Raw genomic sequence first — 13,262 nt, 5'->3', positions numbered from 1 at the left:
CACGGACGGTCGGCGGGTCACCGGAGGAAGGCGTCGAATGCCTCGGCGGTCCGCCGGCCGTCGTGGTGGTCACGGACGTAACGGGCGCCCTCCGCGGCCAGGGCGACCGCGGCGGGCCTGTCGTCGAGCAGCGACTCGATCGTCTTGACGAGCGTGCCGGGTGTGGCGTTGGCGATCGGCGGCTGGACCCCGGCGGCCCGGTGCGGTCCTTCACTCACGTACGCCACCACGACCTTGCCGGCGGCCATTCCCTCACAGGAGAAGGTGCCGTAGCTGCCCATCACCAACTGGTCGACCACGATGTCGCAGTCCTGCACCAGGCGGCGCATCTCGCTGTGCGGCAGACCCTCCACCAGGCGCAGTTCGATGATCCGTCGATCGTGCAGCTCCTGCAACCGGGGCAGGAGCCGATCGGTGCCCTTGGTCCAGCGGTTGGACGGGGCGTGCAGCACCACCGGCCGGGTGCGTTCCAGCACCGGGCGGTCGCAGGCCCAGGCGTCCACGTCCACGATCAGCGGCGCCCAGGTGGCGAACGGCACGTCGTCCAGCAGGTCCGGCGTGGTCACGAAGAACGGCAGGCCGCTCTCCTCGGCGGTACGCCGGTTCTGCTCGGCCACCACGGTGAGCCGCTCGCGCAGGTCCTCCGGCGCGTCCCGGAACGCGGACGCGGCATGCCGTTCCAGGTGCGCGCCGGGGTGGCGGATCTCACTGCCGTGCGCCAGCAGCGCGACCTTGAGGCGGGCCCGGCGCAGCGCGGGCAGGTCCGCGGCGATGTCGTCGCCGTTGAGCCGGCCGAGCACCGGACGGAACGCGTCCACGATCAGGTGCGTGTAGAAGCCGAGCACCCGCGCGGCCTGCTGCATCTGCACGTCGAGCCGGTGTTCGCCGGGGAAGTGCAGATACCGGTCGGCCGGGTAGCGGTAGGTGGCCGGTGGCTTGGCCACGACCAGCTCGATGCCGACGTCCGCCCGCGCGGCGCTGATCGCCACCGCGAGGGCGGAGAGCTGCCCGGCGTAGTTCGCCGTGCCCAGACCCAGCCGGACCGGACCGGCGCCGAGCGCCCGCCACCGGCCCGGGGTGCCGGCCTCGACCGGCTCGACCGCCGGCTCCGGCGGCTCCGGCGCGTCGTCGTCGCCCCGCTGCCAGGCCCGTTCCACCGCCTTGGCGAAGGAGGGCACCGAGCCGGGCGCGTAGAAGTCGCCGGCCCGGTGGCGGGCCAGGTGCTCGCGGACCACCCGGTTGTCGGCGGCGACCACCCGCAGCCCGGCGGCGAGGCAGGTGTCGAGCAGCCCGAGACCGGCGTCCGGCGCGAACCCGAACACGGCCACGTCCCCCGAGGCGAGGAACGCGGCCGTCATCGTGCGCGGGCGCGGCACCGGGTGGACCCGGCGCCGGGCCTTGCCGGCCCGGCGGACCAGGTCCTGGGCGGCCGCCTGCTCCGCCGGGTCGCAGAGCAGTGCCAGGTGGAACTCGGGCAACCGGGCCAGGGCGCGCAGCACGCCGTCCAGCGCCCGGTCACCGGTGATCCCGCCGGCGTGCACCAGCAGCGGCGTGCCGGCGGGAAGTTCACACAGTTCGCGTACCGAAGGGGTCTCCCAGGGGCGCGTGCCGGCGGCGGCCCGGCGGAGCGCGATGCGCCACCGCCGGGGAATCCGCCGCCGCACCGCGGAGACCGTCCGCCGCACCGGCGCCGGGCTCATCGCAGTGCCGGCTCCGCGTCGCTGCCGCTGGCCGCCACGGACACGACCTTGCCGTCGGCGGACGACTCCAGCAGGGCGGCCGCGACCTGCACGGTACGCAGACCCTGCCGCAGCGTGACGATGTCGCTCTGCTTGCCCTCCACCGCGTCCCGGAAGCGCTCGTGCTCGACCAGCAGCGGCTCGCGCTTCGGGATGGCGTAGCGGACCATGTCGCCCTCGGCCACGCCGCGGAATGCGCGCAGCGCCTCCCACTCGGTGTCGATGGCGGCGTTGGCGTAGAACGTCAGGTCGGCGGTGAGCGTGTCGGCCACGAAGCAGCCCTTGTCACCGGTGACCACGGTGGACCGCTCCTTGAGCGGGCTGAGCCAGTTCACCAGGTGGTTGACCATCGTGCCGTCGGAGAGCTGGCCGACCACGGCGACCATGTCCTCGTGCAGCCGGCCGCTGCGCGAGACGGTGCGGGCCGCGACCGAGGCGTACTGCCGGCCGGTCACCCAGGCGGTCAGGTCGATGTCGTGGGTGGCCAGGTCCATCACCACGCCGACGTCGGCGATCCGGTGCGGGAACGGGCCCTGGCGCCGGGTCACGACCTGGAACACCTCGCCCAGCTCGCCCGCCTCCAGGCGGGTCCGCAGGCTCTGCAGCGCCGGGTTGTAGCGCTCGATGTGGCCGACGCCCGCGACCAGGCCGGCGTTCTCGAACGCCTCGACCAGCCGGGTGGCCGCGTCGACGGACTGGGCCAGCGGCTTCTCGATGAGCGCGCAGACGCCGTTGGCGGCCAGCTCCATGCCGATCGGCTCGTGCAGCGCCGTCGGGCAGGCCACCACCGCGTAGTCGACGCCGAGGGCGAGCAGGTCGCTCAGCTCGGGTACGACCGGGGCGCGCAGCGTGCCGGTCACGTCGCCGGCCGGGTCGACCACGCCGACCAGCTCGACGCCGTCCAGGTTGGACAGCACGCGGGCGTGGTTGCGCCCCATCGCGCCGAGGCCGATCAGGCCGGCCCGCAGCTTCCGTCCACTCATCGGGCACCGCCCGCGAGGTTCGCGCCCTCGGCGATGCGCTCCAGCTCGGCCTGGCTGAGCGACGGGTGCACGGGCAGCGAGACCACCTCGGCGGCGGCCCGCTCGGTCTCCGGCAGGTCCCACGCGCCCGGCTTGCCGTCCACGAGGTACGGCTTGAGCCGGTGGATCGGGGTCGGGTAGTAGACCGCGTTGCCGATGCCCAGCTCGGTGAGGCGGGCCTGGGCGGCGTCCCGGTCGCCCCGCACCCGCACCGTGTACTGGTGGTAGACGTGCTTGGCGCCGTCGGCGACCGGCGGGGTGACCATGCCGGTGATCGCCGAGTCGAGGAACTTGGCGTTGGCGCGGCGCTGCTCGGTCCACTCGGGAAGCTGGGTGAGCTGCACCCGGCCGATGGCGGCGGCCACGTCGGTCATCCGCATGTTGGCGCCGACGATCTCGTTGGCGTACCGCTGCTCCATGCCCTGGTTACGCAGCAGCCGCAGGGTGCGGGCGAGGTCCGCGTCGGCGGTGGTGATCATGCCGCCCTCGAGGGAGTGCATGTTCTTCGTCGGGTAGAAGCTGAAGCAGCCGGCGGTGCCGAAGGCGCCGACCGGGGTGCCGTTCAGCTCGGCGCCGTGCGCCTGCGCGGCGTCCTCGACCACGGCGAGGCCGTGCTGCTGCGCGATCTCCATGATCCGGTCCATCGCGGCCGGGTGGCCGTAGAGGTGCACCGGCATGATCGCGACGGTCTTCGGCGTGATCGCCGCGGCGACCGCCTCCGGGTCGACGCAGAAGCTGCCCGGCTCGATGTCCACGAAGACCGGCTCGGCGCCGACCAGCCGGACCGCGTTGCCGCTGGCGGCGAAGGAGAACGAGGGGACGATGATCTCGTCGCCCGGGCCGAAGCCGAGCGCCATCAGCGTCAGCTGGAGCGCGGAGGTGCCGGAGTTGACGGCGACGCAGTGCCGGCCGCCGACCAGGTCACCGAACTCCTCCTCGAACGCCGCGACCTCGGGGCCCTGCACGACCCGGCCGCTCCGCAGCACCCGGACGGCCGCCTCGATCTCGGCTTCGCCGATGATCGGCCGTGCGGGGGGAATGAACTCTGGATGCGGCCCGGCCATGGGGCTTCCTCCTGTCGACGCGTGGTTCATGGGAGACATTTCGGGGGATGGTACCGCTCTGTCGGGAAAACCAGCCGTTCGCACTGATTGTCCGACCGGTTGTGACCTTCTGTTCATGATCGGCGACGGACCTCCGGGGGCGGCCCGGGGCTCACACTTCCACCTCGTCGCGCACAGGCTCCACGCATGCTACCCGCAGGGCGGCGACGATCGCGGCCGCCATCCGGGGCACCTCGGCGGGCTCCAGCGGGGCCCGGGAGATCGCCATCCGCCAGTAGACCGGACCGACGATCAGATCGACGGCGGCCCGCCTGTCGGTGGCCGGGGACAGCTCGCCGCGCTCGACCGCGCGGCCGATCAGGATCCGGCCCACCGCCTGCTGGTAGTCGTCCAGGGCGGCCTGCAACTTCTCCGCGATCTGCGGGTTGCGGGCCGCCTCGGCCAGCAGGTCCGGGATGATCTGCGCGGCCAGCCGGTGACGTAGTGCACGCGCCATCACGTGCAGCAGGATCTCCAGGTCACCGAGGAGGCTGCCGGTGTCCAGCAGCGGGATGTTCCGGCCCGCCACCGCCGAGACCATGTCCAGCACCAGATCGAGCTTGGAACGCCAGCGGCGGTAGATGGCGGTCTTGCTCACACCGGCCCGGCGGGCCACCGCCTCGATGGAGAGGCGACCGTAGCCGACCTCGGCCAACTCCTGCATCACGGCGGCGCGGATGGCACTGGTGATCTCCCCGCGCAGCACCGCCGCGCCGGCCGGAGCACGCCTCTTCTCGGTCGTCACGTGGAACAATGTAGCGCAACGACGGTACGGTTGCGTCCCGACGTTCGGTGGACTACCTTCCATGCAGCAGCGAGGCGGCTCCTCCCCGCCCGGCCACGCTGGATCTCATTCACCGCACTGCTCCCCATCAGCACGAAAGATCGGAGCGCCTGAACATGGCCAACACCGCGGTGGCCGACCCCGAATCCGGACTGACCCGGGCCCAGCTGGCCCAGCGGTACGGGCTACGGGTGGCCGGGGAACGACCCGCCCTGGGTGAGTACGCCCGCCGGTTGTGGGCGTACCGGCACTTCATGACCGCGTACTCGCGGGCGAAGGTCGCCTCCTCGCTGAGCAACACCCAGCTCGGCCAGCTCTGGCAGGTGCTGACACCGCTCACCAACGCGGCCGTCTACTTCCTGATCTTCGGCGTGATCCTGGGCCAGCACCGGAACGTGCCGAACTTCATCGCGTACCTGTGCACGGGCGTCTTCATCTTCATCTTCACGCAGACCGCGGCCTCGAACGGCGTCAGCGCGATCACCGGCAACCTGGGCCTGATCCGGGCGCTCCAGTTCCCCCGGGCGGCGCTGCCGATCACGGTCACGCTGGTGCAGCTCCAGCAGCTGCTCATGTCGATGGTGGTGCTGGCCGGCATCGTGCTCGTCACCGGCGAGCCGCTCACCTTCCGCTGGGTCCTGATCCTCCCGATGCTGCTGCTCCAGACGATCTTCAACGTCGGGCTGAGCATGGTCATGGCCCGCCTCGGCTCCAAGGTCACCGACCTCAAGCAGGTCATGCCGTTCGTGATGCGCACCTGGCTGTACGCCTCCGGCGTGCTCTACCCGGTGACGCTCATCCGCGAGCACCTGCCGAACTGGGCGGCGAACATCCTGGAGTGGAACCCGCCGCTGGTCTTCATCGAGCTGGCCCGCTACGCGCTGCTCGACTCGCACCAGGCGCACCTGGTGAGCTCCCCGGCGAAGCTGTGGGCGCTCGGGGTGTTCTGGGCGGTCGTGATGGGCGCCGGCGGGTTCGTCTACTTCTGGCGCGGAGAGAAGGAGTACGGCCGTGGCTGAGCAGACCCTGCCGTTGAACGCCGGCCCGGTGACCGACTCGGGCCGCGTCCCCACCGTGGTGGTGGACGACGTACACGTCATCTACCGGATCCACAAGGGCGCGACCGGCGGCACCACACCGGTCTCCGCGCTCAAGCGGATCGTCTCCCGTACCAAGGCGCCGAACATCCGCGAGGTGCACGCGGTCAAGGGCGTGAGCTTCACCGCGTACGAGGGTGAGGCGATCGGCCTGATCGGCAGCAACGGCTCCGGCAAGTCCACGCTGCTGCGGGCCATCGCCGGGCTGCTCCCGCCGGCCCGCGGCGCCGTCTACACCCAGGGCCAGCCGTCGCTGCTCGGCGTCAACGCCGCGCTGCTCAACGACCTGTCCGGTGAGCGCAACGTGGTGCTCGGCTGCCTCGCCATGGGCATGCACCCGGACGAGGTCAAGAAGATCGCCCCGGAGATCATCGAGTTCTCCGGGATCAACGAGCGCGGCGACTTCGCCTCGCTGCCGATGCGCACCTACTCGTCCGGCATGGGCGCGCGGCTGCGCTTCGCGATCTCCTCGGCGAAGAAGCACGACGTGCTGCTCATCGACGAGGCGCTGGCCACCGGCGACCGCAAGTTCCGGGTCCGCAGCGAGCAGCGGGTCCGCGAACTGCGCGACAGCGCCGGCACCGTCTTCCTGGTCAGCCACTCGATCGGCTCGATCCGGGACACCTGTGAGCGGACCATCTGGCTGGAGAGCGGCGTCCTGAAGATGGACGGCCCCACCAAGGAGGTCTGCGACGCGTACGAGAACCAGAAGTAGCGCGTCGGAGCGCACCGCACCGGGTTCCGCCCGGAGCGGTGCGCTCCCGCGTACGCGTTAAGGTTTTCGGACCCATCCCCTTTCACCCAGAGTGAGGTACGGCAATGACGCAGGACCACACCACCGCACCGGACGCCGCGCCGGCGAGCCCGGCACCCTGGCGCCCCGCGCGTACGGTGGCCGTGATCCTCGCCGGGGGGACCGGTACGCGCCTCGGGCTGGGCATCCCCAAGCAGCTGCTCAAGATCGCCGGTAAGCCGATCATCGAGCACACCCTGGCCGTCTTCGAGGCCGCGCCGGAGATCGACGAGATCATCGTGCTGATGGCCACCGGTCACGTCGACGACGCGCGGCGCATCGTCGCCGACGCCGGCTTCCGCAAGGTCACCAAGGTGATCGAGGGCGGCGAGACCCGCAACGACACCACCCGGATCGCGCTCGACGCGGTCGGCGAGGGCGATGTCAACATCCTCTTCCACGACGCGGTCCGCCCGCTGGTCAGCGCCCGGATCGTGCGCGAGTGCGTGAACGCGCTCTGGACGTACTCGGCTGTCGACGTGGCTATCCCGTCCGCCGACACGATCATCCAGGTCGACGCGGACGACTGCATCACCGACATCCCGGTGCGCTCCCGGCTACGCCGCGGCCAGACCCCGCAGGCGTTCCGCTCCGGCACCATCCGTGAGGCGTACCGGCGCGCCGAGGGCGACCCCGACTTCGCCGCCACCGACGACTGCGGCGTGGTGCTGCGCTACCTGCCCGGCACGCCGATCAAGGTGATCGACGGCTCGGACGAGAACATCAAGGTCACCCACCCGGTCGACGTGCACCTGGCCGACAAGCTGTTCCAGCTCGCCGCCGCGCAGGCGCCCCGGCTGACCGACCACCGCAGCTACGCCGAGGAGCTGACCGGCCGGACCATCGTGGTCTTCGGCGGCAGCTACGGCATCGGCCACGACCTGGCCGAACTGGCCCGCTCCTACGGTGCACAGGTCTTCCCGTTCAGCCGCTCCACCACCGGCACGCACGTCGAGCGCGCCGAGGACGTGGCCGCCGCGCTGAAGACCGCCTTCGAGGCCACCGGCCGGATCGACCACGTGGTGGTCACCGCCGGCATCCTCGAGAAGGGCGCTCTGGCCGAGATGGACACCGAGACGATGGACCGTCTCCTGCACGTCAACTTCGTCGGCCCGGTCACCATCGCGCGCCAGTCCCTGCCGTACCTGCAGCAGACCAAGGGCCAGCTGCTGCTCTACACGTCCAGCTCGTACACCAGGGGCCGGGCCCGCTACGCGCTCTACTCGGCCACCAAGGCCGCGCTGGTCAACCTGACCCAGGCGCTCGCCGACGAGTGGGCCGAGTTCGGCGTACGCGTCAACTGCGTCAACCCGGAGCGCACCGCCACTCCGATGCGGACGCGGGCGTTCGGCGAGGAGCCGGAGCACACGCTGCTCTCCTCCGAGGCGGTCGCGCAGGCGTCCCTGGACGTACTGATCTCCGACCTGACCGGCCAGGTGGTCGACGTGCGCCGGTCCCCCGGCGAGCAGGTGGCCGCCGTACCGGCCCAGCCGGGCCCGCACCGGTCCGAGCTGTCCGCCGAAGCCTGAACCCGACGGGACGTACCAGATGCGTGGTGACCTGGTCCGCAAGCTGCTCGCCCGGGGGCTGACCACCGGGCTGGCGGTGCTGGCCTTCCTCGTCGTGGCGCTCACCGGCGCCACCGGCTGGGGCCTGGCCCTGGCGGTCGCGGCGCTGGCCGCCACCGCCTGGGAGCGCCGCGTCCGGCCGTCCGCCGACGGGCTCGCCGAGACGGTGCTCGTGGCCGCCGGCATCCTGGTCGGCTACGCCCGGCGCCTCGACGACGGCTTCGACCCGGCGCTCACCGCCACCGCGCTGGTGCTGCTCGGGCTGGTGCTGCTGGTCGGCCCGCTGCGGCAGGCCGGCGCGCTGGAGATCCGCGCGGCGAACCTCCCGGTCCGCACGTGGACACCAGTGGTCGCCGCCCGGCTCGGCGACGCGCTGCTGGTGCTGCTCGCCGTGGTGGCGCTCGCCGCCGCCCTGACGCTGCCCGCCTGGACCGCGCTGGTCGCCGCGCTGCTGGTCGGCGCCGGATGCGGGGCGGTCGCGCTGGACCTCGCCCGGCGCCGGTTCCGGCCACCAGCCGGAGGTGGACCGGTCGGCCGGGCGCTGCGCCGCCACCAGCCCGAGTTCGTGCTGCACTTCTCCGCCCCGCCCGGCTCGGAGTACCAGGTCACCATGTGGCTGCCGTACCTGGAACGAATCGGCCGCCCATTCATGGTGGTGCTGCGCGAGCCGGAGCTCCTGCCCGCGGTGGCCGCCGCCACCCGCGCCCCGGTGGTCCTCTGCCCCACGCTGAAGGCGCTGGACGAGGCGCTGGTGCCCAGCCTGCGGGTCGCGTTCTACGTCAACCACGGCGCGAAGAACGCCCACCTGATCCGGTTCAGCCGGCTCACCCACGTGCAGCTGCACCACGGCGACAGCGACAAGGCCCCCAGCGCCAACCCGGTCTCGGCCATCTTCGACAAGATCTTCGTGGCCGGGCAGGCCGCGATCGACAGGTACGCCCGCGCCGGCGTGGAGATCCCCGCCGACAAGTTCGTCGTGGTCGGCCGCCCCCAGGTCGAGGCCATCGAGGTACGCCGGGAGCCGGTCACCCCGTCGGCGCACCCGACGGTCCTCTACACCCCGACCTGGACCGGGCACCACGCCGACGCCAACTATTGCTCACTGCCGGTGGCCGAGACGCTGATCCGCCGGCTGATCGACAGGGGTGCCGTGGTGATCCTGCGCGCCCACCCGTACACCGGCAAGAACCCGGCCTCGGCCCGCCAGCTCGCCCGGCTCACCGAACTGCTCGCCGCCGACCGGGCCAGGACCGGCCGGCCGCACCTGTTCGGCGCCGCCGCGAGCCGCGAGCTGACGCTCACCGAGTGCGTCAACCGCGCCGACGCGCTGGTCTCCGACGTCTCCGGGGTCATCTCCGACTGGCTGTATTCCGGCAAGCCGTACGCGGTCACCGACACCGGCGCCGACGGTGAGCACTTCGTCGAGCGGTTCCCGCTCGCCGCGTCCGGCTACGTGCTGCGGCGCGACATGTCCAACGTGGACGAGGTGCTCACCGACCTGCTGGACGCCGACCCGAAGGCGGCACAGCGCTGGGCGGCACGTACCCGTTACCTGGGCGACTTCCCCGCCGACGCCTACGCCGAGGCGTTCCTCACCGCCGCCCGCCGGGAGCTGGAGCCCGACTGGGCGGTCCCGGGGCCACGCGCGGCCGGCTAGAAGCGCGAGCCGGCCCGTCGCGGGCCGGCTCGCCCGTTCAGAGGTACGGGTCGAGCAGGGCGAGCACCGCCTCCGGGTCCTCGACGTGCGCGTTGTGGCCCAGCCCGGGCAGCGTCGCCACCGGCACGCCCAGTTCCTTGAGCTGCGCGTCGGTCACCATCGGGTCCGCCTCGCCGCGGGCCAGCAGCACCGGCACACCGGTGGCCGCCAGCAGCACCGGCAGCCGGGGCTCCCCGACCGCGAACGCGGCCGGGTCCATCGCGAGCCGCCAGCGGCCGTCCTCCCGCCGCAGTCCCGCGTCCACCACCGGGTGGTCCGGGGCGAACAGCCCGGCGAGCCCTGATACCCGCAGGTAGCGCCGGGCCGCCTCGTCACGGGTGGCGAACCAGGTGACCGGCCGGGCGGCCAGTTCCGCCGACTTCGCCAGCTCGGCCGGAGACCAGACCGCCTTGATGCCGAGCCCGACCACCGCGTCGACCGGAAGCCCGCGCTGCCGGGCCGCGAGCGCCAGCGCCACCACCCCGCCGAGCGAGTGCCCGAGCAGCACCAGCCGGTCGTCGGGGCCGAGCCGCACCGGCCCGAGCCCGTCCACCACGCGCTGGGCCAGGGCCTCGAACGAGTAGCCGGGCAGCGGCGGCGACCAGCCGTGACCGGCCAGGTCGGGGGCGAGCCAGCGGCCGGGCCAGCGGCGCTCCAGCAGCGGCGCCCAGGGCAGCCACACCTCGCCGGTGGCACCCATGCCGTGCAGGAGAATCAGGTGCCGCTTCCCCGTCGCATCGCCCATTGGCGCAGTCTGCCACCGCCCGCCCCGGACACGCGAGACCGAACCCCGCCGAACCCCTCGCCGCGGCTCCGGCCACCCACACTCCGCACTCACCCTCGATCTTGGAGTTGTGGCACCTTCCATAGCGGGCGAGCCGGGCATACTGGGTGCCACAAGTCCAAGATCGGCGCGCCAAGACGGCGTGAGGGCGGGGGCGGGACGAGGAAGGCCGGCGCCCCGGGTGGGGTGCCGGCCTTCGGGTGTGCGGGACGGTCAGGCGGAGTAGCCGCGGCTGGCGATCCAGTGCGCCAGGTCGATCGTGGTGACCCAGTACGACGGCAGCGACGGGTCGGCCGAGTCGGCGATCCGCACGGTCCGGCCGTCGTCCTTGTAGCCGACCACGGCGACGTAGTGGCCGCCCGGGAACGAGTGCCAGCCGCCGTTGGTGTCGGTGGCCGTACCGGCGACGTTCGCGACGACCCCGCGGCCGTTGCTGATCGCCTCGACCACATCGGCCTGGAGGCGGTCCATCTGGGCCGGGGTGGCAGTGCCGGGAATCATGCGGGTCCGGTACGGGTTGCCCTTGACCTGCTGGTTGAGCACCCGGGTGGTGTCCTCGGCCGAGTTGGTGCCCATCTCGGTGGTGCCGAGGGGGCCGGCGAGCGCGTCCTGGCTGCGCTCGATGCCGGCGGCGCTGAGCGCGTTGCGCACCGCGGCCGGGCCGCAGTAGAAGTAGTTGATCTGCGCCTGGTAGTCGTAGTCGAGCGACTTGCTCGACGGCGGCTTCGGCTTGGCCTTGGGCGTGGTGTCCGGATCGGCAGCGGCCTTCGCGGACGGGGAGGCGCTCGGCGACGCGCTGGGCGAGGCGGAGGCACTGGACGACGCCTGCGGCACGGCGATGCGGGCCTCGCTGCGGCTGGCGGGCTGCTCGCCGAGACGGGCGGAGCCGAGGTCGGCGACCGCGGCGGTGTTCTCCTGGACCGGGGCGTCGTCACCGGCGGTGGCGACGGTTCCGGCACCGGCGGCCAGCACGAGCGCGGCGGCCGATCCGGCGATGATCTGGTACGGGCGTTCGGTGACGATCCGTCGCAGCTGACGCTTCAGGTGGTGCTTCACAAAATCCTCCACGGGGCGTGAGCGGCACACACCGGCCCGGCACGCGGAGGAACTCACACGTGCTGGCGGGGCCGGATGGCCGGGGGATCGGGAACGCCCGTGATGCCGGGCGCCCAGGGGGCGGTTGCCGGTCGCGCGTCAGGCGCGCGCGGGCACCGCTTCGCCGTGGAGGCGGGGGGACGATCGAGGGGTGGGCAAGAGGGGTTACTCCTTCCGTGGCCGCCGACCGGGTTAGCTGACGGATTCGGGCGGGAAGTACGCCCTACCGCAGGCCGTCGGCCCGCGGATTCACCCCGATGGTGCTCATGGGTCCCCGGTTCGTGGAACACGATTAGGCGGGTCGGCGCGGCGTCGCCGTCGGCGATCGATTACCGCATCGGACGCGCCGACACTACCGGTGGGTATGTCCCCTGCCAAGCGCTCCCACCTGCGTAAACGTGATCCGCGGTAACGGATTTCGGAACACCCGGTTACTGACTTCGCTCAATGGGACAAGCAGTTTCGACGGCGCCCGGCGGCGGAAAGCGGACAGACGGCGAGCACCCGACCGGCAATCGCGGGACTCGATGACCCGTTCTGCGCCCGGCGCCCGTTTCGACGGCCCGGGTGACCGGGCTCACCACATTCCGGGTAACGATTCGGTCGAGACGAGACCTCAGCCGACCCGGGCCGGGCGCCAGCGGGCGTTACGGACCGTCGCGGCCACCGGCACGGCGCTCGCCGTCGCGCTCCGGTACGCCGGGGCGGGCCGCAGCGCCGCAGTGGCCGCGTACGCCTCGGCGGCGAGCGTCCGGGCGGCCTCGGCGGCCAGTTCGGCGTCCCGCCAGGCCGACCGCTCCCGCGCGGCGGCGCTCTCCCATCCGGCCCGGCGCCCGTCCCGGACGGTACGGGCCAGCATGATCTCCTGCTCGGCCGGGTGCCGGCGCGGATCCCACCCGTTGCGGCGCGCCAGCACGTCGGCGAGCTGACGGGCGGTCAGGTCGCCCCGCCAGTGCGCCGTCATGGCGGCGTGGTGCAGCCAGCGCTCCCGGGCCGCGTACTCGGCAGGGGTGCGCGGCGTGCGCGGGGCGGGCAGCGCGGCGGCACCGGCGAAGCGGCGGGCGGCGGCGTCCGCCTCGTCGTACGCGGTCCAGGCCCGGTCCGCCTCGTCCTGCGCGGCCAGCCACCGCTCCCGGCGGCGACGGGCCGTCTGGGCGGCTCCGGCTGCGGCCACCGCCACCTCCTCGGCGTACCGGATCAGGTCGTCGTGGCGGGCGGCGTCGGCGTCGGCCGGTTCGGGGGCGGCCTCCGGCACGGGGTCGCGTTCGGGCCGGGCGACGAGGGCGGCGAGCAGGCCGAGCGCGAGCAGCAGGAGGAAGGACCAGATGGCGGCGGCCTCGGGCACGGAGGTGAGGAAGTGGTACAGAGCGGTCTGGGACATGGTCGGCACCTCACGGGAAGGACCTGGCGGGAGGACCCGCACGATCTCGCCGGGGCGGGCCGGTAAGGCCACCGGGGCGGGTGCGGGGATGACGTGCGAGTGGGTGCGGAAGACGGGCGCGGCCCGTGAGCGGGTCAGCGGGCGGGCGGGGCCCGCGGGCCGTCCGATGCGGCGGCCCGTCCGGCCGGGACCGGCTGCGG

General features: G+C 72.9%; 11 protein-coding genes and 1 riboswitch. Of the genes, 4 read left to right on the top strand and 7 right to left on the bottom strand.

The window, feature by feature from the left end:
• Positions 1 to 17: 17 nt before the first annotated feature.
• The 4 genes from AC2CHG_RS13890 to AC2CHG_RS13875 all read right to left on the bottom strand — a co-directional run bounded on the left by AC2CHG_RS13890 (position 18) and on the right by AC2CHG_RS13875 (position 4,609).
• Positions 18 to 1,700, bottom strand: a complete 1,683-nt coding sequence (locus AC2CHG_RS13890; protein ID WP_484524881.1) for a glycosyltransferase family protein — start codon at positions 1,698 to 1,700, stop codon at positions 18 to 20.
• Positions 1,697 to 2,722 carry a Gfo/Idh/MocA family protein gene (locus AC2CHG_RS13885; RefSeq protein ID WP_484524880.1) on the bottom strand — a complete coding sequence of 342 codons (1,026 nt, stop codon included), beginning with the start codon at positions 2,720 to 2,722 and terminating at the stop codon, positions 1,697 to 1,699. Before AC2CHG_RS13885 ends, AC2CHG_RS13890 begins: the two co-directional genes overlap by 4 nt.
• The gene (locus AC2CHG_RS13880; RefSeq protein WP_484524879.1) at positions 2,719 to 3,825 is read right to left on the bottom strand and encodes a DegT/DnrJ/EryC1/StrS family aminotransferase; all 1,107 of its coding nucleotides are present in this window, start codon (positions 3,823 to 3,825) and stop codon (positions 2,719 to 2,721) included. The genes AC2CHG_RS13885 and AC2CHG_RS13880 overlap by 4 nt, the downstream gene beginning before the upstream one ends.
• 151 nt (positions 3,826 to 3,976) lie before the next feature.
• Positions 3,977 to 4,609, bottom strand: a complete 633-nt coding sequence (locus AC2CHG_RS13875; RefSeq protein ID WP_135239215.1) for a TetR/AcrR family transcriptional regulator — start codon at positions 4,607 to 4,609, stop codon at positions 3,977 to 3,979.
• A gap of 155 nt (positions 4,610 to 4,764) precedes the next feature.
• Here AC2CHG_RS13875 and AC2CHG_RS13870 point away from each other — a divergent pair, with 155 nt between their 5' ends.
• The 4 genes from AC2CHG_RS13870 to AC2CHG_RS13855 all read left to right on the top strand — a co-directional run bounded on the left by AC2CHG_RS13870 (position 4,765) and on the right by AC2CHG_RS13855 (position 9,763).
• Positions 4,765 to 5,667, top strand: coding sequence for an ABC transporter permease (locus tag AC2CHG_RS13870; protein ID WP_262012202.1), 903 nt, complete (start codon positions 4,765 to 4,767; stop codon positions 5,665 to 5,667).
• Positions 5,660 to 6,460, top strand: coding sequence for an ABC transporter ATP-binding protein (locus AC2CHG_RS13865; protein ID WP_135239213.1), 801 nt, complete (start codon positions 5,660 to 5,662; stop codon positions 6,458 to 6,460). The genes AC2CHG_RS13870 and AC2CHG_RS13865 overlap by 8 nt, the downstream gene beginning before the upstream one ends.
• Positions 6,461 to 6,564: 104 nt before the next feature.
• Entirely contained in the window at positions 6,565 to 8,067 is a 1,503-nt protein-coding gene (locus AC2CHG_RS13860) for a D-ribitol-5-phosphate cytidylyltransferase (protein WP_484524878.1), read from the top strand.
• A 19-nt stretch (positions 8,068 to 8,086) separates the two neighbouring features.
• Positions 8,087 to 9,763 (top strand): CDP-glycerol glycerophosphotransferase family protein, encoded by a 1,677-nt coding sequence (locus AC2CHG_RS13855; RefSeq protein ID WP_484524877.1) that lies wholly within the window; start codon positions 8,087 to 8,089, stop codon positions 9,761 to 9,763.
• Positions 9,764 to 9,800: 37 nt separating this feature from the next.
• Here the strand turns inward: AC2CHG_RS13855 and AC2CHG_RS13850 are convergent, their stop codons facing one another.
• The 3 genes from AC2CHG_RS13850 to AC2CHG_RS13840 all read right to left on the bottom strand — a co-directional run bounded on the left by AC2CHG_RS13850 (position 9,801) and on the right by AC2CHG_RS13840 (position 13,062).
• The gene (locus AC2CHG_RS13850) at positions 9,801 to 10,547 is read right to left on the bottom strand and encodes an alpha/beta fold hydrolase (protein WP_281600691.1); all 747 of its coding nucleotides are present in this window, start codon (positions 10,545 to 10,547) and stop codon (positions 9,801 to 9,803) included.
• 252 nt (positions 10,548 to 10,799) lie between these two features.
• Positions 10,800 to 11,654: a C39 family peptidase gene (locus AC2CHG_RS13845; protein WP_484524876.1), complete on the bottom strand. Its 855-nt coding sequence runs from the start codon at positions 11,652 to 11,654 to the stop codon at positions 10,800 to 10,802.
• A gap of 193 nt (positions 11,655 to 11,847) precedes the next feature.
• Positions 11,848 to 11,990: riboswitch (cyclic di-AMP (ydaO/yuaA leader) on the bottom strand.
• Between the two features lie 307 nt (positions 11,991 to 12,297).
• Positions 12,298 to 13,062 carry a hypothetical protein gene (locus AC2CHG_RS13840; protein ID WP_484524875.1) on the bottom strand — a complete coding sequence of 255 codons (765 nt, stop codon included), beginning with the start codon at positions 13,060 to 13,062 and terminating at the stop codon, positions 12,298 to 12,300.
• Between the last annotated feature and the right edge of the window lie 200 nt (positions 13,063 to 13,262).

The organism is Micromonospora sp. ATLC20, assembly GCF_057196585.1.
This window is presented reverse-complemented; position numbering and strand designations above follow the sequence as displayed.